At 36.9% G+C, this 25451-nt stretch carries 19 protein-coding genes and 1 pseudogene; 12 read left to right on the top strand and 8 right to left on the bottom strand.

What is annotated here, in order from left to right; genetic code table 11:
- Window positions 1-128: 128 nt before the first annotated feature.
- The 12 genes and pseudogenes from ACFSKL_RS01310 to ACFSKL_RS01255 all read left to right on the top strand — a co-directional run.
- Window positions 129-701 carry a HEPN domain-containing protein gene (locus tag ACFSKL_RS01310; protein WP_376882689.1) on the top strand — a complete coding sequence of 191 codons (573 nt, stop codon included), beginning with the start codon at window positions 129-131 and terminating at the stop codon, window positions 699-701.
- Between the two features lie 88 nt (window positions 702-789).
- Window positions 790-1095 (top strand): type II toxin-antitoxin system HigB family toxin, encoded by a 306-nt coding sequence (locus tag ACFSKL_RS01305; RefSeq protein WP_376882687.1) that lies wholly within the window; start codon window positions 790-792, stop codon window positions 1093-1095.
- A gap of 22 nt (window positions 1096-1117) precedes the next feature.
- Complete coding sequence (locus ACFSKL_RS01300) at window positions 1118-1507, top strand: helix-turn-helix domain-containing protein (RefSeq protein WP_376882684.1); 390 nt, start codon at window positions 1118-1120, stop codon at window positions 1505-1507.
- Between the two features lie 203 nt (window positions 1508-1710).
- Window positions 1711-2580, top strand: coding sequence for an AlbA family DNA-binding domain-containing protein (locus ACFSKL_RS01295; RefSeq protein ID WP_376882682.1), 870 nt, complete (start codon window positions 1711-1713; stop codon window positions 2578-2580).
- On the top strand, window positions 2581-3165 hold the full coding sequence (locus ACFSKL_RS01290; RefSeq protein ID WP_376882679.1) for an ATP-binding protein: 585 nt from the start codon (window positions 2581-2583) through the stop codon (window positions 3163-3165).
- Window positions 3166-3317: 152 nt separating this feature from the next.
- Window positions 3318-3560 carry a HigA family addiction module antitoxin gene (locus ACFSKL_RS01285; protein WP_376882677.1) on the top strand — a complete coding sequence of 81 codons (243 nt, stop codon included), beginning with the start codon at window positions 3318-3320 and terminating at the stop codon, window positions 3558-3560.
- A 932-nt stretch (window positions 3561-4492) separates the two neighbouring features.
- Entirely contained in the window at window positions 4493-6016 is a 1524-nt protein-coding gene (locus ACFSKL_RS01280; RefSeq protein WP_376882675.1) for a T9SS type A sorting domain-containing protein, read from the top strand.
- A gap of 119 nt (window positions 6017-6135) precedes the next feature.
- A complete protein-coding gene (locus tag ACFSKL_RS01275) occupies window positions 6136-6957 on the top strand; it encodes a helix-turn-helix domain-containing protein (protein ID WP_376882673.1) in 822 nt (273 codons plus the stop codon).
- Window positions 6958-7119: 162 nt separating this feature from the next.
- Window positions 7120-8469, top strand: coding sequence for a TolC family protein (locus ACFSKL_RS01270; protein ID WP_376882671.1), 1350 nt, complete (start codon window positions 7120-7122; stop codon window positions 8467-8469).
- A gap of 1 nt (window position 8470) precedes the next feature.
- Window positions 8471-11617 (top strand): efflux RND transporter permease subunit, encoded by a 3147-nt coding sequence (locus tag ACFSKL_RS01265; protein ID WP_376882668.1) that lies wholly within the window; start codon window positions 8471-8473, stop codon window positions 11615-11617.
- Window positions 11604-12743 (top strand): efflux RND transporter periplasmic adaptor subunit, encoded by a 1140-nt coding sequence (locus ACFSKL_RS01260; protein ID WP_376882665.1) that lies wholly within the window; start codon window positions 11604-11606, stop codon window positions 12741-12743. The genes ACFSKL_RS01265 and ACFSKL_RS01260 overlap by 14 nt, the downstream gene beginning before the upstream one ends.
- Window positions 12744-13384: 641 nt before the next feature.
- Window positions 13385-13600 (top strand): annotated as a pseudogene (locus ACFSKL_RS01255) (zincin-like metallopeptidase domain-containing protein); the annotation flags it as partial.
- Window positions 13601-14291: 691 nt separating this feature from the next.
- Here the strand turns inward: ACFSKL_RS01255 and ACFSKL_RS01250 are convergent.
- From ACFSKL_RS01250 to ACFSKL_RS01215, 8 genes are all read right to left on the bottom strand, one after another.
- Window positions 14292-15029, bottom strand: coding sequence for a LytR/AlgR family response regulator transcription factor (locus ACFSKL_RS01250; protein WP_376882663.1), 738 nt, complete (start codon window positions 15027-15029; stop codon window positions 14292-14294).
- Entirely contained in the window at window positions 15026-16102 is a 1077-nt protein-coding gene (locus ACFSKL_RS01245) for a sensor histidine kinase (protein ID WP_376882659.1), read from the bottom strand. The genes ACFSKL_RS01250 and ACFSKL_RS01245 overlap by 4 nt, the downstream gene beginning before the upstream one ends.
- 6 nt (window positions 16103-16108) lie before the next feature.
- Window positions 16109-19120, bottom strand: a complete 3012-nt coding sequence (locus ACFSKL_RS01240) for a lantibiotic dehydratase (protein WP_376882656.1) — start codon at window positions 19118-19120, stop codon at window positions 16109-16111.
- Between the two features lie 262 nt (window positions 19121-19382).
- A complete protein-coding gene (locus ACFSKL_RS01235) occupies window positions 19383-20117 on the bottom strand; it encodes a hypothetical protein (protein WP_376882653.1) in 735 nt (244 codons plus the stop codon).
- A gap of 20 nt (window positions 20118-20137) precedes the next feature.
- On the bottom strand, window positions 20138-22405 hold the full coding sequence (locus ACFSKL_RS01230) for a peptidase domain-containing ABC transporter (RefSeq protein ID WP_376882651.1): 2268 nt from the start codon (window positions 22403-22405) through the stop codon (window positions 20138-20140).
- Between the two features lie 11 nt (window positions 22406-22416).
- Window positions 22417-22584 carry a hypothetical protein gene (locus ACFSKL_RS01225; RefSeq protein ID WP_376882649.1) on the bottom strand — a complete coding sequence of 56 codons (168 nt, stop codon included), beginning with the start codon at window positions 22582-22584 and terminating at the stop codon, window positions 22417-22419.
- A gap of 16 nt (window positions 22585-22600) precedes the next feature.
- Entirely contained in the window at window positions 22601-22795 is a 195-nt protein-coding gene (locus tag ACFSKL_RS01220) for a hypothetical protein (protein ID WP_376882647.1), read from the bottom strand.
- 162 nt (window positions 22796-22957) lie between these two features.
- Complete coding sequence (locus ACFSKL_RS01215) at window positions 22958-25450, bottom strand: alpha/beta hydrolase family protein (protein WP_376882645.1); 2493 nt, start codon at window positions 25448-25450, stop codon at window positions 22958-22960.
- Window position 25451: the final 1 nt, after the last annotated feature.

Genomic DNA, 25451 nt, shown 5'->3' with positions numbered 1-25451 from the left:
TTTGTAATTTGTCACAAGAAAACCAATCTTATCCATTTATTAAATTAGTTGACACTACCTGTCAAAGAATATTTGGCTACGTGCATGATTAGGGAGAGTCATATAAAATTAAATGGAACTATTCAACATTGAATAAAAGAAATATCCTTCTTGACATGAATAGCTTCTTAAGCTTTTCAGATGATTTAATTTTAAATTGGCTAAAAGTATTTGATATAAATAGGGACGCAATCATCGAATACTATAGAATTTCAAAATCTAGAAATCTTGTAAATAAGAGGGAAGTTTTTATGAATTCATTGCAAGGTCTAGAAATGTTCTATAAAATAATTTTCAAACATCACAGGGAAGAAGGGAAAACTGAGAACCTTGAAAAGGAAGATAAATTAAAAGTAAAAATTAGATCATTCTTAACTATAATTCAAGGAATAGCGAAAGGTTTAATCCCAAATGAAAAAAAATTTATTACTAAATTAGTTGCGACAAGGAATCATTTTGCTCACTATAATCCATTTGCCATTGAAAATGATCTAAATATTATTCCTAAGGATTTATTAGGTGCCTATTCAAAAAGAATTGAATTAGTAAATGATTTGGTATTATTGAGCCATCTAGGGATTCCCCCAAATTTGATAAAAGAAAGATTTCAAAATCATGTCCATTGGTACATTTATCAAGATCAAAACTATTTATTCGTTTAAACTTAATTAATTTATAGCATAAATCCAGTAAATAGTTTTCATTTTGAAAACTTTTTTATATCTTCAACCGTTGTGAAAATATAAACCATTGAAAAACATCATTGCCTTAAGAAATCTGGTGAAATTCTATGAAAAGCACCCCGATTCAAAAGCTAGTCTAGAAACATGGATTTCGATCACAAAAGATGCTATTTGGCACAAGTCATTGGATGTGGTCAAAGACTTTCCTGATGCAGATCCGGTCAAAAATAATCGGGTAGTGTTTAATATCGCAAGAAACAAATACCGTCTAATTGTCCAGATCAGTTATCCCAGACAATGGGTCTTTATCAAATTCCTCGGAACACATGCTGAATATGATAAAGTTGATGCCAATACAGTTGACCAGTTTTAAACCGTAAAATCAAGTCGAAGATATGAAATGGAATAAAATAATCACCACAGAGCAGGAATATGAAAATGCTTTGAAGAGACTCTCTTCAATATTTGATGCTAATCCAGATAGTCCTGAAGGAATGGAAGCAGAGCTATTGGTAACGCTGATAGAAAAATATGAAAAAGAGCACTACCCTATCGCTTTGCCTGAACCTATCACTGCTATCAAAGAAGCTATGGAAATGAAAGGGTTTAAGGATAAAGACTTAATCCCTGCCATTGGCAGTAAGACAACTGTAAGCCTTGTACTCAACCGTAAGCGAGCATTGACTATAGTTATGATCAGAAACCTTCACGAACTCTTAGGATTGCCTGTAGAGGTGTTAATTCAGCCTTATGAATTGAATGGCAGTCAAGAGTTGGTGAAATAATTTTTATGAAATTGAAGTTGTATTTATCATTAAAAAATTATGTGAACTTTGGGGAATTAATAAAAATGAATGGGCATTTATTGATTCAAGAATCAATAACATAAAATCAACCTAGCTAACAGCATTACAAAAAGTACCAATTGACTACGGATGAAATAGTATTTATAGAAAGTATGATAAAGCCAATGGCATAAAAATTAACCATGGTCATTTCAAAATTCAATACACAAATAACACTTGAGCTTCTTCAAACGAAGCGGGAAAACCAATACTTTGAGCGAAAAGGTCTAGGAGAGAAAGATATTGCACCTACCAAGATAGCTAATGAATTGATCGGTATGCTCAATGCCGATGGAGGTGTTTTGGCTTTTGGAGTCTCAAACGATGGCGAAATTCAAGACTTAAGTTCTTTGGGTGAAAAGCTGAGCGATTACAGAAATCTGTTTGTTGATTTAATAGACCCCCATGGTAACATCAAACTGGAAGAAATTGAAATTGAAGGAAAGCAGATTTTCTTATATCACGTTGATCAGGATATTGAAAGGATTTTCAAGCGCAAGGATAATGAACAAATCTTTCTAAGGGTTGATGACCGAAACAAGCAACTTGACAGAGATGCGGTCAGAAGTTTGGAGTATGACAAACAGATCCGAAAGTTTGAAGATGAGATAGAAGCTGAGTTTGATTTTGATGATCTTGATACAAAACTTTTAAATCGGTATAAAGAAAAATTAAACTATGACGGAGATACTTTAGAGTTACTGGTAAAGAGGCATCTGGCAGTCAGAAAAGATGGCGTTTACAAAATAAAAAAAGCGGGAGTGCTACTTTTTGCCAAAGACCCTGAAAAATATATTACATCAGCATCACTTCGCTACATTCGGTATGAAGGTACCATTGCTCAAGTGGGTACAGAGCATAATGTTGTCAAAGATGAACGATTTGAAAATAACATCCCATGGATTATCGACCATGTAAAAAAATTCCTGAAGGCTACATTAAAAGATTATTTCTTTTTAGATCTAGAAACAGGTCGATTCAATAAAGTACCAGAATACCCAGAAGAAGCGTGATTGGAGGGAGTAGTAAATGCACTATGCCACCGCTCCTACAATGTACAAGGGAATGCCATTTACATCAAACACTTTGACGATAGACTTGAAATCTCAAACAGTGGACCACTTCCGGCACAAGTGAATGTAGAGAATATAAGAACCGAAAGGTTTTCAAGAAATCCCAGAATTGCAAGAGCTTTAGAAGATATGGGGTTTGTAAGACAACTGAATGAAGGTGTTTCCAGAATTTACCAGTCAATGGAAAAATCGATGCTTTCAATACCTGAGTATGTAGAAAAAAATGGAAACGTTTATTTAACACTTCGAAATAAAATAAGCAATCATACAAAAACCATTTCAGACTCTATATTGAAAAAAATTCAAAGTAATTGGATAAGTTATAATGATACTCAAAAGAAGATCTTACAGCATCTTTTCTATCACAATCAAGCCACAATAAGTGAATTAGTAGAAGTAACAGGGATTAACGATAAAACAGTCAGACTTTATTTAAATCAGTTTATAGATAATGAAAAGATTATTGAGCGTCTTAGTGACAAACAACGAGATAAGAATGCAAAATACGCTTTTAAGAAGTTATAGAGTCTTATAAGGAATATCGAAAACAATACACAAAACACTGAATATCAATTGTTTTTGATAGATAAGGAACATTTACCAAGAATTAAGGAACATAGTAAAACAAACACGATTATAATCTTACTTTCATGTTTATACCTTAGATACACATTGCTATGAAGGGAGAAATGAAAATATCGCATCCTGGGGAAATTCTGAAAATGGAAATTTTGGAAGGTAGAGGTTTATCAATTAGTAAGGCTGCAAAGCTTCTAAATATAAGCAGCCCAACTTTATCAAATATAATGAATGGTAAAGCCTGCATAACTCCAGACATAGCTCTTAAAATTGAAAAGGTATTTGGTGGCTCTGCAAAGTTTTGGATAAGACTGCAATCATCGTATGATTTAGCTAAATAAGAAAGTATAAATGTGGAACTACTTTTCAAAAAAAGAAATATGATTATCCGCTACTTTGCCAGTAATGAAGTAAGCAAACCATCATGTTGCGGATAATCGTCAACTACGCCACGGCGCACGAGTGTCAACGGACGACAGTATTGAAAATCCGTTGTTGGAGAAACTTTGTTTGGCTTGTGGTAAAGTAGCGTATATACATAAAAAGAAATATTTGAATCTGTGGATATTCCGGAGCATGTTGACCCCTTTTGTTCAAGATTCCGGAGCATAACCTGTCCCGAATTCGGGATTGACCCCTCTGATTAATGGTTTTGTTTTTTTTAGCGGACGATTTCGAAAATCGCTAACTATAATCCGATGGCTGGAAAACCAAAACCAATGAGTCAGATAAAGGTGCCGGCCCGAGCAAGTCAATACCCTGGCAAGAGTTTATTTTTCGTAAAGTTGCATCATGAAAAAATTCAGCAACGAAGAATTTTATTATTGGTGTAGGACGTATTTTAGAATACCTTTTACTTTTTGCTTCCGATTGGATCGGAACAGGCTTTGATGCATCTGCTACGCCAGAGGGGCACAGGCACAGCGGACTTTGGGAGAAAAGTAACCAACCTCCCCTGATAGCTATCGGGGCTTTCGGGGAAAGACGGAGATATCTCCCGCCCATACGTCGGGACAGGCTTATCTACCAATGTCACCGCAGACCTCCCAGCAAGGAGGCAGGCCCACATCAGATGGTTAGTTTTTAAAAAGAGGTTTTTAGTAAAAAAAATCATTATGTGAAAGTATTTTATCTGAGGATAACAGATCTTGATGTTCCAAAACGAGACTATTCATGATAAAAGTCTAAATTTTTCTTCTTATAATTAAATAAAAATCTATAAATTTGATATGGATTCATCTCGAGATAAGAGGATTAAAGTAGCCAAAATTCAATGAAAGGCCTGTATTTACTTGTATTTTTATTTGCCATCACAGAAAGTGTTGCACAAAAAGAAGCCAATGTATGGATTACAGGCAATGATTTTGGAATTGACTTTAACCACAACAGATTTCGTGTTTTCAATAGGGAAGCTTACGGACCTAACTTAGCTGCAGCCACTTCTGTATCCATCTGCAATAAAGAGACTGGGGATCTTTTATTTTATTCTGACGGCAATAATGTATGGGACAGAAACTTTCGCATGATGCCAAATGGAAGGGGATTAATCAGCGGCAGATTGTTTGGTCAGCATGCGTTGATAATTCCTATGCCCGGTACGCCTGACAAATATTACCTTTTCACCTTAAAACGACTTGAAGAGGAAGATGATGGACTTTACTACACTGTCATCGATATGTCTTTAAATGGTGGTTTGGGAGATGTTGTTCCAGAAACAAGGAACACCATGCTTCTCACCAACCCTTTGGAAGTGCTTACTGGAACTATTCATGAAAATGGAAGGGATTTTTGGGTTCTAACTCATGAGGATGACACAGATCGATTTGTGGTTTTCCCAATTACTTCCCAGGGAGTTGGCCAACCAATACTCCAAGCTTTTGGATTATCATATGATGATTACAAATATGGAGGTATGGCGCAATTTTCTCCAGACAGATCCATGTTGGCCTTCAATATTAATATCTCCAGAAATAGCATTCCTAGTGTAAATGAATATTCTCCTTTAGAGCTATATGATTTTAATGCTGAAACAGGGGATTTAAGTAATCGAAGAGTTTTAGGAAACTCCCCAAATATTCAAAGCATATTATTTTCCCCTGATAACTCTAAACTTTACATGGGAAGTTATAATTTAGAAGAACCTGCATTGTATGATTTATTGTGGCAATATGATCTATCTGCAAATTCTTTGGAAGATATCATCAAATCACTTGACAACATAACTTGGGGCTACAAATTAAATGATAGCTTCTCCACCCCTGCCCCATTACCTTCCTTTAAGATGCAGCTTGGCCCTGATGGGAGGCTTTATAATGGTGCTATGCCCCGTAATTTTACTGAGACCAGAGACCTCCAACGTATGATATTCTATCTTGACAACCCTAATGACCCTCTTGATAGAGTCATCACAAAATCTCGTTATTTGGATTCTTCCAACAACCGAAACCAGCCAAATTCTGGTGTTTTTGAACAATCCTTTCCTAATTTTATGCAATACCATTTCAATGGCCTTGATCCCATTGACAACAGTACCACGCAAGAAGACTGTGCTGAAATCACATTGACTATCTACCCAAACCCTTCGGAAGATTTCGTTTCCATTAAAGGCAGTATAGCCAACTGTCTTTTTCCTGCATATATAAAGATTTATAATGCTTCTGGGCAATTTCTACAGGAAGTTGAGGTCTTTAACGAACCTTTTCCCCAAATCGACATTAGGACGTATCCTACTGGAGTTTATTTCCTGAACATAGAAACTTTTAATCGCATAGAAGTGAAAAAAGTGATAAAGAAATAACAAAGAGATATCCCTGATGTTTTAGGTTTTGGTTATCCTTCAGCATCAAGCCAGAACTTATTTCTTTTTTTATTTCAAAAAAAATCACCAAACTTTGAATCTTGCATTCACAGAAAGAAATGTTAACAATCAGCACCAAAAACAAGCTAGAATCTAACGAACAGTTTAAAATCACCAGATTCAAACCGATCATAAAATCCACTAAACCCCATAAGCATCAAGGTTATTATGAATTGATTTTTATTGCCGAAGGAGAAGGGTTCCATTGGATCGAAACGGTGAATTACAAAATACTGACACCTGATCTGTTTTTTTTGAAACCAGGACAATTACACTCTTGGCAATTCACATCCATCCCAAAAGGCTATGTTTTGATGTTCAAAGAAGAGTATATTGATGAAATAAAAGAAATCAAAATCCTGCAACAAATCAAAAGATTGGGTGAATTGACAAGGATAAATGAATGGAATGACCAAACTGTCGAGATAATTCTTGAAGATATACTTCAAGCCTATAAAAGTAACCTGGAGAATTCAGAAGATTTGATCAAAGGCTATCTGAGGGTTTTATTTGCCAAAATTGAAGGCCAAGCAATTCAAAAAGGGGAAATCACCAAAGAAAGTCCACTTTGTGATAGATTTCTCAACCTGCTGGCACAACATACCCCAATCTTCCATAAAGTACAGGACTACGCTCAATTGCTCCAGACATCCCCTCAAAACCTAAATCAATCCTGCAAAAAATCAACTGGAAAGACAGCCTCTGAACATATCAAGGCGCAATTGGTTTTGGAAGCTAAAAGAAATATCCTCCATACAGAACAGAATGTAAACCAGATAGCAGAACTACTGCAGTTCAACGACTCCTCTTACTTTGTAAAGTTCTTCAAGCAGCATACCGGCGAAACTCCCCATCAATTCCGAAATAGGCACTTTGGGTAGTTTAGGTTTTTGGAGCCTTACTTAATTAGCCTGACTGAAATTTCTGCTACTTGAAAATTTCAATTTTACCATTTTAACTTCAATTTTCACCATAACCCCCAGTCATAGAAAGGGTATTTTTGTCAATGATTAAGCTTTGTTTTAATCTACCACCATCAATCTATGCTTAAAAAAACTATAACAGGCATCCTCTATTTCCTACTTTCTTTCCAACTCAATGCTCAAAGCATCCTTAGAGAGCTAATAGACATCAGCACGTCCAATTATCCAGAACTTGAAGCCAAGAGGCTGGAAACGGAAGCTTCCCGGAGACAAATCCAATTCGAACGGTCTGGCATACTCCCCAGTTTGGATGGTTCTTACCAGATGACTTATTCTACCAACAACAACATCACAGGCATGTTTTTCCCGGGCAATATCCTCCCTATTTCAGGGCCACCTGTTTCCGAAAACAGCATGGATTTCACCTATGGATCGGCGGCATCCCTGCTGATGAATTGGAGCCCATTTACTTTTGGCAAAAGAGACAGCAAAATCCAATCTGCCAAGTTCATCCACGAACTTGCAAAGCACCAAGAATCTCTCAGTATTTTGGAACACCAAGTTCGCTTTACCGAGGCATACCTCAACTATTGGGCATCAGAGTCCATGGTCAGGTCGGCAGAGAAAAACAAAAACCGATTTGAGACCAACCTGCAATTGTCCAAAACCCTGGTAGACAATGGACTCAGACCGGGCGTGGATTCAGCACAGTTTCGATCACTTTACATTCGATCCAAAATCGAATATTTGCAGGCACAAAAAGCTGCCGAAGCCATGATGGCAAGAGTGAGGGAGCTACTGGGTGAAGATCAGCAAAACATCAGCTTAGACCCAAGTCTTGGACGGGAGATATCCATCCTTGTTGAAGAGCCAGAAGAAACACACCCTCTTTTGCAGCGTAGCCAAACGAATACGCTTATTGCGCTGTCGAGGAAGACAGAACTCAACCGCTCCCTGATGCCTGATTTAAATCTCTGGGGAACTGCTTTTGCCAGAGGATCTGCCATCCTTTTTGAAGGTGGCTTCAATGATCCCAAAGATGGCCTTTCATTTTCCAGATACAACTACGGAGTAGGTTTTCAAGTTGCCGTACCCATTTTACAATTTGCAAGAACCTCCAAATTAGTCCAAAGACAAAACTCCCTGATCTCAGCCTCTGAAGCTTATGAATTGCAGGTAGAGCGGGCATTGGAAAGAGACAGAGCTATCGCAAGGGTCACCTTGGAGAAGGCATTGGAATCGGCACAATTGGCTCCGGAATATGTAAATGCTGCTGAATTCAGCTATCAAGCCCTACAAGCCCGATATGATGCCGGACTTATCAACCTAAACGAACTGGCACAAGGGCAAGCTGACTTGGCTAAGGCAGAGAATGAAAGCATAAAAGTAATGGCTGAAATGTGGAAAGCGCTCCTTTATTATGCCGCCGTGAGTGGGAGTATTGATTATTTCATCCAAAACCTAAACTGATATGGACCTGATAAAAACATCACTACGAAACCCTATATCGGTAATGGTAGTCATCTTGGCGATTGGATTTTTTTCATTTCTCACCATCCGAAGCATGCCGATCGACATTTTTCCAAAAATCGGCAGCCCAACCATATACATAGCACAGCCTTATGGAGGATTGTCTCCAGAACAAATGGAAGGCTATCTGAGCTCAGTCTATGAGCAGCATTTTATCTACATCACAGGCATTTCTTCTATGGAATCCCGCTCTGTACAGAGTATGTCCCTGATCAAATTGCAGTTTCACGAAGGGACTGATATGGCGGAAGCCATGGCACAGGTAGTCGCGCAGGTCAACCGTGCAGGAGGAAAAATGCCTCCCGGAACTATCGCTCCATTTGTGGTGAGATATGATGCCGGAAATGTCCCTGTAGGCCAACTGGTCTTCAGCTCTGACAGCAGAAGTTTATCCGAAATACAGGATTTGGCAGTAAACCGAGTGAGACCCATGTTTTCTTCCTTGCCTGGTGTTTCTTCACCTCCTCCAGTGGGTGGAAACCAAAAAAGTATCGTGGTGGACATTGATCCTGAAAAGCTCAGAAGCTACAGGTTATCTACAGAAGATGTTGTTGAAGCTTTGGCAAAAGGCAATCGTTTGATTCCATCCGGAAGTATTCGGATCGATGATACGGAGTACTTGGTAAAACCCAATACGGTTGTTGAAAACTTCAAAGAACTGGAAAACATCCCCATCCACAACCAACGGGGAGCAACCGTATATTTGAAAGACTTGGCAGAGGTAAAAAACAGTGCGGATATAGCCACAGGCTATGCCTTGGTAAATGGTCAGCGCTCAGTTTATATCCCTGTCACAAAGAGGCCAGATGCCTCTACTTGGACTGTGGTGAAAAATATCAAAAATGCCCTTCCCGCCATGCGGGATGCTGTACCTGAAGATATTAAGGTGGAGTATGCTTTCGATCAGTCAGGCTATGTGATCAAATCCCTCAGAAACATCTTGACCGAAGGGATGATTGCATCTATCCTAACAGGCTTGATGGTATTGGTATTCTTGGGAGACTGGCGCAGTGGATTGGTAGTGGTGATGACCATCCCCTTGGCGCTCCTATCTTCCATCGTATTTCTGAACCTCGCCGGACAAACACTCAACATCATGACTTTGGTTGGTTTGGCCTTGTCTATTGGAGTCTTAGTCGATGAGGCAACGGTGACTATCGAAAATATCCATCGTCATTTGGAAATGGGGAAAAGCCTTCCAAAAGCAATCATTGATGGTACTCGGGAGATTGTCATTCCCAAATTACTGATTGTGTTCAGTATTTTGGCGGTTTTTGTCCCTTCCTTCTTTATGTCGGGAGTTCCAAGATCCATGTTTATGCCATTGTCCCTTGCTGTAGGTTTTGCAATGATAGCATCGTTTGTACTTTCCCAAACATTTGTCCCAGTGGTGTCTAATTGGCTTTTGGATAAAGAGGCTTTGGAGAAACACAGCAAAAAGCAACAAGGTGGAAGATTTGACAAGATTCAGGTAAAGTATCAGTTGACTTTGGGGAGATTGCTTCATCATAGCAAATTGACAGTATTGCTCTATTTTGTGATTTCAATACTTTCAGTGGTTGGACTGTATCTTTTGATTGGGACAGAAATTTTCCCAGAGGTAGATTCAGGGCAATTTCAAGTGAGGATCAATGCAAAAGAAGGAACAAGGATCGAGCAGACAGAGCGGCTGACCCAGCAGTTTTACAAAGAATTAGAAGTGTTGACCGGCAGCGGGAACATCGAGATCAGCTCTGGATTTGTCGGCACCATCCCTTCTGCCTACCCTGCCTCTACTACCTACATATGGAATTCCGGCCCTCAGCAAGCCATACTAACCGTCAAACTCAAGGAAGGAAGTGGTCTTAAAATCCAGCAACTCAAAGAGGACATTAGGTTGATGGTAAAGGAAAAAATCCCGGAATTGAAAATAAGTTTCGAACCGGCAGACATTGTGGATAGGGTAATGTCCATGGGGGCTAACAATCCTCTGGAGGTAGCCGTAACTGGAAAAGACATCAAAGAGACTAGGGCTTTTGCTGAAAAAATCAGAACCAATCTTCAAAAAATCAACTACCTCAGGGATGTAGCAATTTCGCAGCCTTTGGATTACCCTACCCTAAATGTCAATATTGACAGAATACAGACAGGTCAATTGGGACTTTCGGCAGATGATGTGGGTAGAGCGATGGTTTCTGCCACCAATTCCAGTCGATTTACCAGACCGGTATATTGGCTGGACAAAAATTCGGGAAATGCCTATCAGGTGCAGGTAGAAATCCCCCAATACACCATGAATTCCCAAGAAGCGCTTGAAAACATTTACTTGCCCCGAGTGGATGGCGGCAACAATAGGCTTGGTGATGTAGCCAAAGTAAGCCAAGGCTTTTCACAGGGAGAAGTGGTCAGACTCAATCAGCAGCGGATGGTTTCCGTCACTGCCAATCTTCATGACAAAACGATTGGCTCTGCAAGAAAGGACATAGAAAAAGCAATCAGGGAAGTCGGAGAAAAACCAAGAGGGCTTAATGTAATAGTAAGAGGTCAATTGGAGTTTTTGGAAGAGACGCTATCAGAACTCCAAACAGGATTGATCATTGCCATATTTGTGATATTCCTGATGTTGGCCATCAACTTTCAGTCATTAAAAGCTGCCCTATCCACACTATCAACCATCCCTGCGGTAGCTGTGGGTTCCTTGCTGTTCTTGCTGGCCTTTGGAGCTACACTCAACATCCAATCATATATGGGTTTGATCATGGCTTTGGGGGTTTCGGTCGCCAATGCCATACTCTTCACCACTTTTGCAGAGGAAGAAAGAAAAAAACATGGAGATGCCCTGAAAGCTGCTAAAGAAGCTGGTAAAAGTAGGCTAAGGCCCATTTTAATGACAAGTATTTCCATGATAGTAGGTTTGATCCCCTTAGCCCTCGGCGGAGACCAAACTGCCCCTTTGGGAATAGCGGTCATTGGGGGATTGTTGTTTTCCACCATCAGCACTTTGTTGATCATGCCATCCATCTATTCACGTATGCTGAAAAATTCCAGCATCGCTCCTATTTCACTTGATCCTTACGATGAAAATTCCATACATTATGAAAAAGGCTAAGCTACCATTTCTATCCACTTCAACTTCAATATTCCTCATAGGCCTTTTTTCATGTGGTACTCCAGAAAACACAGCTGAATCTGAGCAGCAGGAAAAGATTTATGAAACCTACCATATCCAACAATCGGACCTCCAAGGAAGTATCAGCTTACCAGGTGAACTCAAGCCATTTGAATCGGTCGCTATATATCCCAAAACGAGTGGCTACGTACAAAATGTAAAAGTGGATCGGGGATCCAAAGTCAAGAAAGGTGATATCATAGCCCAGATTGAAGCTCCGGAAATCTTGGCAGAACTGGCAGCTGCCAAATCCAAAGTGCTCCAAGCCGAAAGTGAAGCAATGTCTTCGGGTGCTAGACTCTCTACTACCAAAGACCAGTACGAACGCATACAGAAAACCTCAAACACACCAGGGACTGTCTCAGCTTCAGAATTACTCCGTCTTGAAAATCTCCTCAAAGAAGAAGGAGCCAATGCCGAATCTGCCAAATCTGCTCTGGAGGCAATCAAATACCAGTTGCAAGCTGCACAGCAAATGGCAAATTATCTCACAATCAGGGCTCCTTTTGACGGGATTGTAACAGAGAGAAATGTACATACGGGAACATTTGTCAACCACCAAGGAAGCGAACTCCCAATGTTTCGATTGGAAATGAATGATATGCTTAGATTGGAAATACCTGTTCCAGAATCCTATGCCGGATTGGATATTGGAAATGACAGCCTTTCATTTAATTTAAACACACAGCCGGGCAAAAGCCATAAAGCATTGGTAAGTCGAAGATCTGGAAGCCTCCAGAATGCCAACCGTACAGAAATCATCGAAGCCGATATTCCCAACAAAGATGGAAAGCTAAAAGCCGGAAGCTTTGCCCAAGTTAAAATCAATTACAATAAAGAAAATACTATTTTAATTCCGAATGAAGCTTTGGTTACGAGTATGGAAGACCGATTTGTAATCAAAATAGTCAAGGGGGAAGCGAAAAGGATTTCCGTAAGAAAAGGCATCTCCCAAAATGGGCAAACAGAGATTTTTGGAGACCTTCAAGTTGGGGATATCATTCTAAAGAATCCTTCCGAGACTATTCAGACTGGGGACAAAGTGAGGATCAAGGATAACTTTTGATTCCACTCGGGGAATCAGGGGATCAAGGTTAAGTTTTACGCTAAAAAAATTGGTGAACTATTTTACACATAAGGTATTAACGTAAGACCCTCGAGGTAGAGCAAAACCTCAAGGGTCTTATCCTAATTTATATTTTTGATTTATTTAAAATTTTCACTTTTTATGATGCTACAAAGAATTATCTACTTATTCATTTTCAAATTTAATTTCTCCATCCTTTTTTTAAATTTATCATTATAGGGATAAATTTCGGGTTGTTAGGTCTGGAGGGTCTTTTGGGGTTGGATTCGGGGATTTGGGGATTTGAGGGGATTTTAAAGTCAATTCAACATTTTTAGAAAAATAAAGGCAAAAATCTGAAAGTTTTGATATTTGTTTGTATTTATATTGTATATCCCGAACCATCTTGACCACCTGATCCGGTGATGTTGACCACTTTAGGATGGTGGTCAGAATTGCCAGAATGACATTCTTGACCACTTAAAATTAATCAGTTATCGTTTGCTTTATGGTAGAACCAACATCCTAAAGCATGGCAGGAAAAACGATAACTATAAGTAATCTGAAACCATATATTAACGAGTGCTCCAACCATACCTTACCAATTGGTTTTGTGTTTTTAAGCAGACCATGATTTCAATTCTGAGCCTTATTCAAGAGAAGAGTTAACAGCCGAAATGGGTGCAAGTTACTTATGCAATCATACTGGAATCATGGAAGAGAAATTGTTGGACAATTCAGCTGCCTATATCAAAGTGTGGCTAGACAGATTAAAGTCGGATAAAAGGCTCTCGCTGGAAGCAGCTTCAAAAGCCCAAAAGGCTGTGGAGTATATTTTGACAACTTATCCTTTTTAAGGATTGAAAGGGGGGTACTCCTCCCCTTTTTTGGTCATTGTATTAAGTGGTGGTATTGATTTTTTTATCGAAAATTTCGACAAAAATGCGATGGGGATTTGTGATGAATGTTTAAAGAAATTGCTGGCATGGTCAGACCGAAATAACCACTACCTTCAAACTGGGAAGAATACCGTCCCAAATAAAATCATACCATACAAGATGGGGTTGCTCGGACGGATACAAACAACAATCTGTTCCATGCATGTAGCTAGAATAGAAATAGGTGATTTCGAACTGTTTAAACTGTTATATTAATCTTTGAGAAAAACTTAAAAAAACACAGGGGCATTGAATATGAATCCTTTGCCCCTGTATTTCCCCAAAATCATTTCATTTTTAATCCTTCAAGCAAAATATCGTCTGATTTAAGCTTTTTGTATCACAAAAACCAAATCAAAACTCTTTGAATTTGCCAAACTACAGTTTTTAAACAAATGAAGTAGCGGTCATAGTTGTTAAAAAAATATGATTTTTTGTTTTTGAAACATTTAAATCACAAACAATCTTTTTTTTGATCAATGGTAATTTTTCTTTCATGTCGTTTAATGTTTAATACAATGACAAATAAGAACTAATTTCTAATCAACAAGAAAATTTTTAGACAAAGTAAAAAGAAAAGCCGACGAATTTCATTGAAAATTTCGACCAACTATTTAAGCCACTCACTGACTTCATCGCGAATGATATCCCGATAGGTTGTCCCTATCATTACTTCCTCCCCTAGAGTTGTTTCCAAAACATTCCCATTGATGGAAATGATCGAAGATTTTCGAACAATATAAGATCGGCTTACACGCATAAAATCCTGTAGGGGCAGGATTTCCATGATCCGCTTCATAGTCATGTAGGTAATGATACGTCTTTCTTTCAAAAATATCTGTAAATAATCTTTCATCCCCTTGATCATCTGAACATCCTCAAAGGCTACGTGTACTAACTTCCCGTTTTCTTTGACCCAGAAAAAAGCAGGACTATCAGATTCACGAGATTGCACAGCGGGAATCCTTGATTGGGCTGCTAGCTTTTGGTATGTATATACTTTATTTACTGCCTTTAGAAAGCGTTCAAAAGAAATTGGTTTTAATAAATAATCTGAAACATTAAGGTCAAAACCTTCAAGCGCATGCTCTGGGAAGGCTGTGGTAATAATCACTCTGGGTTTATGATTATTAAGTATCCTGATTAATTCCAAGCCACTCATCTCAGGCATTTGGATATCCATAAAAACCAAATCAGGCAAATACTCTTCTATATCCTTAAGTGCTTCAACAGCATTATTTGATTTTTTGACCACTTGAAGGTATGGAACTTTTTCGGCATGCTTCTCAATCACTTCCTGAGCAAAAGGCTCATCATCTACTATCAAACACTTGACTAAAATACTCATAGTTCTATTTTTAAATTCACCTGATACACACTTCCTTCATCCAAAATTTCTAAATCATATTTACCATAATACAAAATATCCAGCCTTCTCCTAACATTCGCTAACCCCTGCCCCCCTACTCCCTTTTTTGTCATTCTGTTCCCGATTTTACTATTTGCAATCTTGAAGATAACCATATCATTAGTTTGTTCCAAAATTATTTTTACCCATGACTCTTTCACCGTATTATTCACCCCATGTTTAAAGGCATTTTCTACAAAATTGATGAAAATTAAGGGAGCAATTCGCTTATCTCTGTTTTGAACTGATTCAAAATCATAAGCTATTTGTACATGACTATGGTGCCGAATTTTTTCTAACCCTATATAATCTTCCAAAAACTCTATCTCCTTTCCTAGGGATATCGATTCTGTGTTGCTTTCATAAAGACTAAACCGCAACAAATCAGACAACTTCAATACAACTTCCCCTGCTTGAGGAACATCCATAACTAAGCGGTACAAGTTGTTTAGTGTATTAAATAAAAAATGGGGATGAATCTGAGATTTAAGTAAATCCAACTCAAGGTTTGCATTCATTATCTGAAGAGCTACAATTTTCTTCATAGATTGTACATACCTAATTATAAAGGTTCCGATAAGTAAAATAAATAGATGAAAATATAACTGACCAGTTGACCAAGAAAGTCCAAGCACAGAAAATGCTCCTTCTATTGAAGGAAAAAAAAACCTATTAAATATTACTTCTATTCTTTCATCATCTGGTCGAAAATAATTCAACCATTTGAGCGGATACACCAAAAGAAAAACCGATACAAAATAAAGGACAACTAAGGACACAATTAAAATCAGCCATCTTAGAGTACTTTTAATCTTGAAAACAATAATCTCAATAGTCAACTGATTCAATAGCACGACAAAATAATTCCAAACAACATAGTAAAAGAAAACAATTTCAAATTCTGTTTGATCAAAAAGAATGGAGTTATAAAACCAAATTATCAGAAAGCTCACTCCATAAAGAGAAGCTCGGATCAAAGTGTTTTCTTTAGCTAGTTTTTGAATGCTATCCATCGATGCTTACTTTTTTGAGACGGTAAATTTACAGCGTTTATAGTACTTCCCTAAAAGTATGTAAATAATATACTCTTGCACCCTTTGATCCGAATGAAAAATTCTGTTTTGGCTCATATGAATCAAATCAGGCAAAATATGATTATAATCTGACAATTTAGGAATTTTAAATTTCCCCATTTCTGCTGTAATCTTCTGATTTCTGATTTCAAAAATCTTAATTGACTCATTATTCAAAAGCATATATAAGCTTTCCCAAAAAACACCATGTAAGGAATTGATTTTCTTAACATCAATTACTCCCTCAAACTCATTTGAAAATGAGTTTTCCATTCTATTTACAAAATCACTCTTTTTGTTTAAATCAAACCCTAGCCAATTCATCCAATAATCAACGTTAGCCATTGCCATCAGAACTCTATCAGTCTCAGAAAACTCATCCTCATTATTGTCAAATTGCAAAATACAAAATGAGTCATGGTAAAAGATCCTTTCCACAAATTCAATATTAAAAGAACTATATCGAGTCAACTCTCTTTCGTATGTTACTAATTCTAATCTCCATAAACACTCTTCTTTTCGTAGTTTCTCTGCTAAACTGGTAACTGCTTGTAGTACATAAGTAAAACTATTCGATTTATCGGTGTTCAAAAAGTATCTAATTCGTAAATGATAATTTGGATCCTGGTATCTTACAAAAAAGTATGAATGAATCCATTCAGAATCAACCAGCTCTTCGCCCAACTTCTTTAATAACTTTCTAAGTACAATATCAGAAGAAAACACGCCACAATATATCTTAATGGATAAAACGGAAGAACCTGGGAGAAAAGTCTTAATTGGCAATCCAATTTCATCAAACTGCTGCAATTCAATAGGTTTAATTTTTTGTAGATTCTTAACAGGCAACACAATCTGGTTGCAAAACATCGCTTCTGAACCCAAACTCTTACTAAAATGAAGCCATTCAATCAATTTTACATCATTTTTACGCAAGAAAAATCCTTTAAGTATCTTCAAACTATAATCATCATGCGTGTCAATAGGTAACTCATTATCTCCTTCCTTAACAGCTATCCATCTTGGAATCCCCCAAAATTGGATTAGTTTTTTTAAGCCAATTAGTCCAGTGTCACCATCAATAACATCTATATAATCTCCATTCTTAAAGTTCCAAGTAGCCGGTTTAAAAATAACATTTTTAAAAAATATCCGTGGAGTTTTAACGCCATCTTGTCCATATTTTAAACCTGCTAGCGCCAATACAGGCTTTTGATGCTGTAATGAACATAAAAACTGATACAAAGGCAAAGAAGACCTAAAATAATTATGTGCGGAAGAAAGTCTCGGTACTACTCTCTTGTTAAGTTTTTTTGAGAATAATACTATTTCACCTCCTCGAATAACAACATGTAATTCTTCTGGAAGAATTGCAAAGGAATCTTTTGACAAACTCCCTCCATTTATTGGAATAAAATAACCATTTTCCAGCGGTCGTTTGGCTACATTCCCCTCCTTTCCAACAGGAATAAAAATAACTTCTGCTACAACCGTTTCCTTAAAAACTTCCAGCTCGTAATTCGAAATATCATTTAACAATTTTCTTGTATCATTGTCTTTAACACCAAAACGACTCAGAAGGCGAGATGCAGTCCCCCCTCCAACATCTTGTAAAAGAAACTTTCCTTCAGGTAATTTTGAAAACATAATTACAAATGTCGGTGGCAAATTATGCCCAAGATCTTTTTTGCCTTTTAAAAACTGCGCTAAATCTAATCCTTCTTTGCGAAAAGGCACATTTAATACCCTATTGTCAACTACTTCATCCCTCTGGTCATTTCCAACACCTGCATAATCATCGATATATTTCAACAAAAAACTTTCCCCTCTAACTCCACCCCCGTCTTTAACTGGAAACCCTATTCCAATATCTGCATCCAGAACATCACAAAGTCTCATTTCTTCATTATTATAACGCTCAAAATAGACCCTCTTAAATTTATCTAACAGATGAAAAGAACTATTTTTATTAGACATATCTAATTCATCCATTACTTTCATAACTTCTAGGATATTTCTCACATCTTTTTCTGAAAGACTAATCTCATCCATTGATTTCTTTAAATCCACATGGAAAATTGAACCTTTGAAATCCATACCCAATACTTTGAAAAAATCATCTTTCAACTGTTCCATTTCATCATAGGGAAGAAAACCGAATTCAGACTCTTCTAATATTGAAATCAAATTGCAATATCTTTTTAACAATTTTGCTAATTCCTCTACCTCCAGCTTGTCTGAATTATCGAGCTTACAATCTACTCTATCTATAATGTCATGCGAAAGCAAACCATACTCCAATTCACTGATTAATAATTTCTCATGTATGAGGCTATTGATAAATGTCTTTCGGTCTTCTAATAGTTGCCCATTTCCCAAAGCCTTTAAAAGGTGTTCATATTGACATCCTTGAGCTGCTTTTTCAAGCATTTGATCTACAATCGGATGAACCTTAATGGAAGCTACCCTAAACAACTCCTGGTTGTCTTTATTTTCAACCTTATCATAAAATCTATAGGAATCACTTATCCTGTATATGCTAGGGTTTTTATAAAAATCTAGACATTCAAGCAATTCCTGCTTTCTAAGAATACTTTTGTTCAATTTTGACAAAAAGCCCAAGTCTGGAGTAATTATTCTTTTTTCCTCAATAGTACTTTGTTCTCCTAATTTGTCAACAGAAAAACCAGCGCAAATTCCAAATGGAGTACTTCTAGATGACATTCTTATAAAGTATTTATAAAAGGTTTCCTGCAGCTTTTCTGCTTGCTCCCATTTAATTGCCCCTTCCTTAAGCTTAAGTAACTCTCTGTGCAAATCAGGAGAAACCCAAAATATAGCCTCTTCAAACCGCATATCATTAAGCACAAAATCCTTCCAATTACCTTTTAAAAAGCTATTATACGAAAACAATGGTCTTCTAACCATAAAAAAACCAAAATGACCAATTTTACTCATAAATCCCCAATGTAATGACTTTTAATTATAAACAAATAATATTTGTCCACAAAAAACAATGATCTTTAATTTAATTATTTGGAGATCTATTTGAAATAATAAACACATCCTATATGACCTATTTCATATCTAAGAAACTGGCACTAACCTCGTTCTAGCATTCAAGTAATTTAAACATTTTCTAGACTCTAATCTATAATTTTACTTTAAACATCTTTCGTCAAGTAACCAAGCAAAACGGAATTCAATAAAAAGGTACATGTCAAGGAATCATGCTTCCAAATATTCTACGAAAAATGGTTTTGTCATCTAACAAAATCTCGCCAGAACCAAACATTAAATGTCTAATTGGAAGCTCTACATCTAAATGGGTTACCAAACCTCTATCTCCAAGAGACACATATGCTTGATAATTATCATCTACTGGAACTGGATGAATACTACTTATTTTCCCTTTTAAAAACCCGAACTCATCATCTGGATAATCTGTCAATCTTATAATCACCTCTTGACCAACCTTAACTTTACCTGCTCCTTTGACAGGATACTGAATTTTGACATCAAAATCTGTAGTAGGAGGAATTACCCATACTAAATAGTCTTGCGTATTGTCTTTATCTAATCCTTTGGATATATATACTGTCCCCTGCATTGGAGTAATGATGGGATTGAAAATATCCTTTTTGTCATTTTTGTGGATAAATAAAGTGTCTCCTGGAAAAACATAATCCCCTTCACTTACCTGAAACAAGAACTCTTGACTAGCATCATCCCTTGTTAAGGAGACCTTACCTGGCTGTTCCTTGGCTTGTATCCAAACATCAGCAGTAACCATTTCGGGAAATTTAACGATGGTACTCACTGACAATCCAATTATTGAAACCGCTGATAAGATAGCTATCCCCCACCTTGTTATCCAATGTGGAACTACACCAATAATCTCTTCCATTTCATGGCTTTGTGAATCCAAATCATTATTTATTTGAAAACGAGGCATTTGTTCAAAGTTTTTTTTTTTTAAGCAGCACCTAATTCTAACTGATTCTTTACCAATTCAAAATAATAACCCTTTGCAGCTGCCAACTGGTTATGATTACCTATCTCAACGATTTCTCCGTCTTTCATAACGACGATCTGATCTGCCTGTTTAACTGTACTCAACCTATGAGCAATTACCACAACAGTCCTTCCCTTGTAAAACTCTTGTAGGTTCTCCATAATTACCCTTTCATTGTTAGAATCAAGTGCACTTGTGGCTTCATCAAAAAATAAGTATTTCGGATCTTTGTAAACAGCCCTTGCTATAAATACACGTTGTTTTTGTCCACCACTCAATCCAGAACCAGAATTTCCTATCCTTGTAGTAAACCCCAGAGGGAGTTTAGATATAAAATCATGGGCATTTGCAACATATACAGCATTCATCAATTTCTTTTCATCTATTTTATTACCATCTAATGCAATGTTTCTAGCAATGGAATCAGAAAACACGTAACCATCCTGCATAACAGTTCCACACTTCCCCCTCCATAATTCTGCAGAAATATTCTGAAGATTAATTCCATCTACCAAAATCCCCCCCTCTGTTGGAGGATAGAATTTTAGCAATAATTTTAACAAAGTGGTCTTTCCACTACCACTTGCCCCAACTATGGCGGTAACTTTACCTTTAGGAATATTTAAGCTGATGTTTTTAATCACTAATTGTGACCTAGAAGAGCCATATCTGAAACTTACATTTTCAAGAGTTATCCCCTCTTTAAAATGACTATTCAAACCTCTAGCAAAAAACACCTGATTAAGAGAAAGTCCTGAATCTTCTTGTTCCAAACCTGCTTCATCACTTTTAGTGTCTTCTTCCTCATTTTGCCTATCATGAATTTCCCCTAATCTTTCCAAACTTATTTTAGCATCTTGCACAACTTTGACAAATTGTATTATCTGATTCAAAGGACCATTCATTTGGCCAATGATGTAGGAAATACTAAGCATAACTCCGAGGGAAATCTCATTATTTATTACTAGCATTGCCGCCATAAAAGAGATAATAATATTCTTCAATTGTGTAAAAAATGAAGCCCCTACTTCTTGATACTGTTCTAAAGCTAAACTTTTGACATTTATCCTGAACAATTTAGCTTGTATTCTTTCCCACTCCCACCTTCTAGATTTTTGGCCATTATATAATTTGATTTCTTGCATCCCTGTAATTATCTCATAAATGCTGTTTTGGTTCTCTCTAGCTCTTTGAAACCTATTGTAATCAATGTTTCTCCTTCTTTTCAGGAAAATAAAAATCCATAATATCGAAACACTACTTCCCAAAAAAAAGACAAGTAATAGCTGAAGGTTATAAACACCTAATACAAAAGAAAAAATAATCAAATTAACCAATGAAAAAAGCGTACTTAATGTGGATCCAGTAAGGAAATTCTCAATTCTATGGTGGTCATTAATCCGTTGGGTAATATCCCCTATATTCTTGGATTCAAAATAATTGATGGGCAATTTCATCAATTTGATTAAAAAATTGGAAATGATAGTTATACTGACTCGAGTACTGATGTGCAACAAAATCCAGTTACGAATTAAGTTCACACTTATACTGCCAAGAAATAGAACTAATTGAGAAACTAAAACAAGATAAACAAAATCAACATTCTGTTTATTGATACCAAAATCAACCAAACTTTGTGTTAAAAAAGGAAAACACATACTGATGAAACTGGCTAAAATCATCCCCAAAAAAATCTGAAAAAAGTATACTCTATAGGGCAGTAAATACTGTAATAAAAACCCAAGACCACTACCTTTTTTTTCAGAATGGTGATCTTTGTTATAAAATTCGGGGGTTGTTTCCAACAATAAAGCCACTCCCTTTTGATCCTCCGTACTTACCCAACACTTTTTAAAAGTCTCTTTGTCAACCGAAACAAGATTATGTCCTGGGTCTCCTACGATTAATTTATCTTCCTTTCGAAACCAAGATTTATGTTGGACATCATATAACACTACGAAATGTTCTTGATTCCAATGCAAAATGCATGGAAGGGGGACTTCTTTAATCAATTGTTCATAAGATATTTTCCCAACCAATGTCCTAAAACCCAGCTTCTCTGCCGCTTCGCTTAGCCCCAAAAAGCTCACGCCATTTTTTGTTATATAGGAAATAGACCTCAAATAATCTAAGGTGTATTCGCTTCCGTAAAAAGATGCAACCATCTTTAAACAGGTTGGGCCACAGTCCATATAATCCAATTGTTTAAAAAATTTAAATTTACCCATCTTTTTTATTGTTATTTACTAGTTGTAGGCCAGTTTGTCTCTACAGTTGTGTCTTGAACCCCTCCAGTTAAATTATCCAGATTTTGGGACTTATCCTCTTTCTCCCCATCTCCAAACAGTCCTAATTTCTTTAGCTCCTGTAGTTTTTTTTTATCTTTTGTTTTCTCTCTTTTTTTCATGTTAAATAAATTTATGTTAATCTTGTCCATTAGAGCCGATAAGCAAATTATTTACTTTTAATGGCTTCATCTCTTTAAATTCATGATCATAGATAATTGGCTTGTACTCCTTAAATCCACCAAGTAACTTAGCCGATTCCTCTTTTCCTATTGCCACTTTTTCGAAATCATCAATTCTTTGTTTGAAATTTGTTTTAAACAGCTTTCTCATTTGTCAAGATTTATATTTAGTTGTAAATACATAGTATATTCTGCTGGTGAACAATAAAATCAATATCCTTTAGCATGTTCTAAGGATTATATTAATCTCATTGATTTAGGTTGACTTTTTGTTTGTGTACTTAAGTTATACATCAATACCAAGTAAATAAATTTAATTAGACAAAGGCATCAATTTATTCGACAGATTATATCCTTCTTCCGATAAAGCTTCTTTTCTTGAAAAAAATTTCTCGTCTTTACGAAGATGCTTTTGCAACCAATTGTCTATTTCCCAATACACATGTGCCTTTGACTCTTTCCTTTGATATACATGTCCTTCATATGGCAAAGACACAAACCTTACAGTTTTCCCTAAGCCTTTCAAAGCCTCGTAATACCGCACACTCTGCTGGTATTGCGTCCCATGATTATTATCATCCTCACCATGTATCAATAAAATTGGACTTTGAAGCTTGTTAGCTTGTTGAAAAGGTGAAATATTATGATACAATTCTTGTGCTTCCCAATAGGTTCTATATTCACGTTGAAAGCCAAACGGAGTCAGTGATCTGTTGTAAGCCCCACTCAAAGCTACACCTGTCTTAAACAATTTTGAATGAGTTAATAGGTTTGCAACTAAAAAAGCCCCATATGAGTGACCCATTACCGCCATATTCGTAGTATCTACCACTGATGTATTGGCTGAAGCTTGCGCAATTGCAATGGCATTTAATTGGATTTGCTCCAAAAAATAATCATTGGGATAATTGCCCCCCTCCGCAATCACAGGAAAAGAAGCATAATCCAATACAGCGATACCTGAGAAGGCTAAAATTTTTTGGAAGTTTAGCGCATAAGCATAAAAATAAGGTGACCAAAACACTTCGCTAGCCTTCTCCTTTTCCTGAAAATCAACAGGATATGCATATACCAATCCGGGCAACTTCCCTCTGTTTTGAAGACTATCTTTGTGATAATAAAGTGTGGCTTGCAGCGTAACTCCATCAGATCTCCGGAATTCTAGTTCTTGCTCAATTACACCCTCCATCAGCAATTCCTTTGAAACATCACCTTTTGTAAGGATAGCTTCATCTGAAGATTTTAAGTCCAGCATAACCAAATGCCTAGGCTGTCTTTGGCCTTGTCTGGAAATAATAATTTTCACATTTTCATAATCTCCCACCCAAGCCTCTGCCGTTTCAAAATAGGGGGGGGATGATTTCCATACAGTTTTACGTTCTCCATTGAAAATATTCCATTTTTCCAAAACAGGCAAAACACCATGCTCTTCATCATATGTGTTTCTACTTACCAAAATGCAATCATCGATAAATAACAAACTTCTCCTCCCCCCTTCTTTCTTCCACATTGGCCTACCAGGCCCTTCAAAATAACTATCGGACGAATATGTGGTTAGCGTATCTAGTATAGCTGCTTGCACAGGGTTCAATAACAACCATCTCATACGTCTATCTTTCCACCATTTTTCCGTTACTACGGCTAAACTATCATTGATCCAATACATTCTATCAAATCGGTTACCCAGATTTGCAATTACTTTGGGATTATCTTCAAATGGAGCACCCCATTCTACTACTCGATCTCTTACCTTTACATCTCGCTCTGGATCTCCGCCATCAAGGGCTTCTACCCAAAACAGTGAAGCATCTTGGTCACTTCTCCATTGAAATCCTCTTGGAACGTCATAAGCTGCATCTCTTCCCAATGGTCTTGTTACAGCCGACAATTGAATCTCTTTCCTACTTTCACTTCCTATTTGAAATATCTCAATATTGGAAGGAAAACGATGTACTGTATAATTAAAACTATAAGGTTTTTTCGCAAAGTGGGCTTTAACATATTGACCATCTGGTGAAATATCAAAATCCAAAAGTATTCCAACTTGTCCAATTTCCTCAATCAGTCCATTGACACCTATACGTACCAACTGGCTCGAACCTATGAAATCAAACATTCTCTCATCAAATTCGCTTTTTAACAACCCATGATATGACCTCTGAACTATTCGCTGTCCTGTACTTTCATGAATAACAGGTTTTTTAAGTGTTTTTTCCTGAATAGGTTTCTCGATATTTTCTTGAGACTTTACAGCACATATCAAAAATTGACTGCCTCCTTCCCATTCAATCAATTTTTCACTTACCAATGAAAAACCGAGCTGCCTATTTAAAAGTCTTTTACAAGAGAAATCATGCAAATCAACCAACCATAGTGATGCTGTATACCCCTCAAACATTACTAGTGCAACATACCTACTGTTTGGTGACCATTGAGCATCCAAAAGAAAAGCTTCTTGTGGCATTCCCGCTATTGACACTTCTTCTTGGGTACCTGCTTCTTTTATAGAAATGGCCGTAAACACTTTTAAATCAGGGGACAGTTGAGTTTTCGCTTCAAATTTGATTCCCGCTAAATGATGAATTTCACCCTCAGATAGAAACACCTCACTATTTTCGCTAGACTCCAATGTCAAAACATATTTTTTATCTGGACTTAATTTCTCTTGCAGTGTTGGATTGGATAATAGTTTCATAACTGTCTCCGATGGTTTCTGGTATTCCAACACCTCCTGAGCCCTACACATTTCAATTGTTGTTATCCCAACCAACAATACCAATCCTAAAATATTTCTAATTTTATTCATA

The organism is Belliella marina, from assembly GCF_042682445.1.
In the GTDB taxonomy this organism is placed as follows: domain Bacteria; phylum Bacteroidota; class Bacteroidia; order Cytophagales; family Cyclobacteriaceae; genus Belliella; species Belliella marina.
This window is presented reverse-complemented; position numbering and strand designations above follow the sequence as displayed.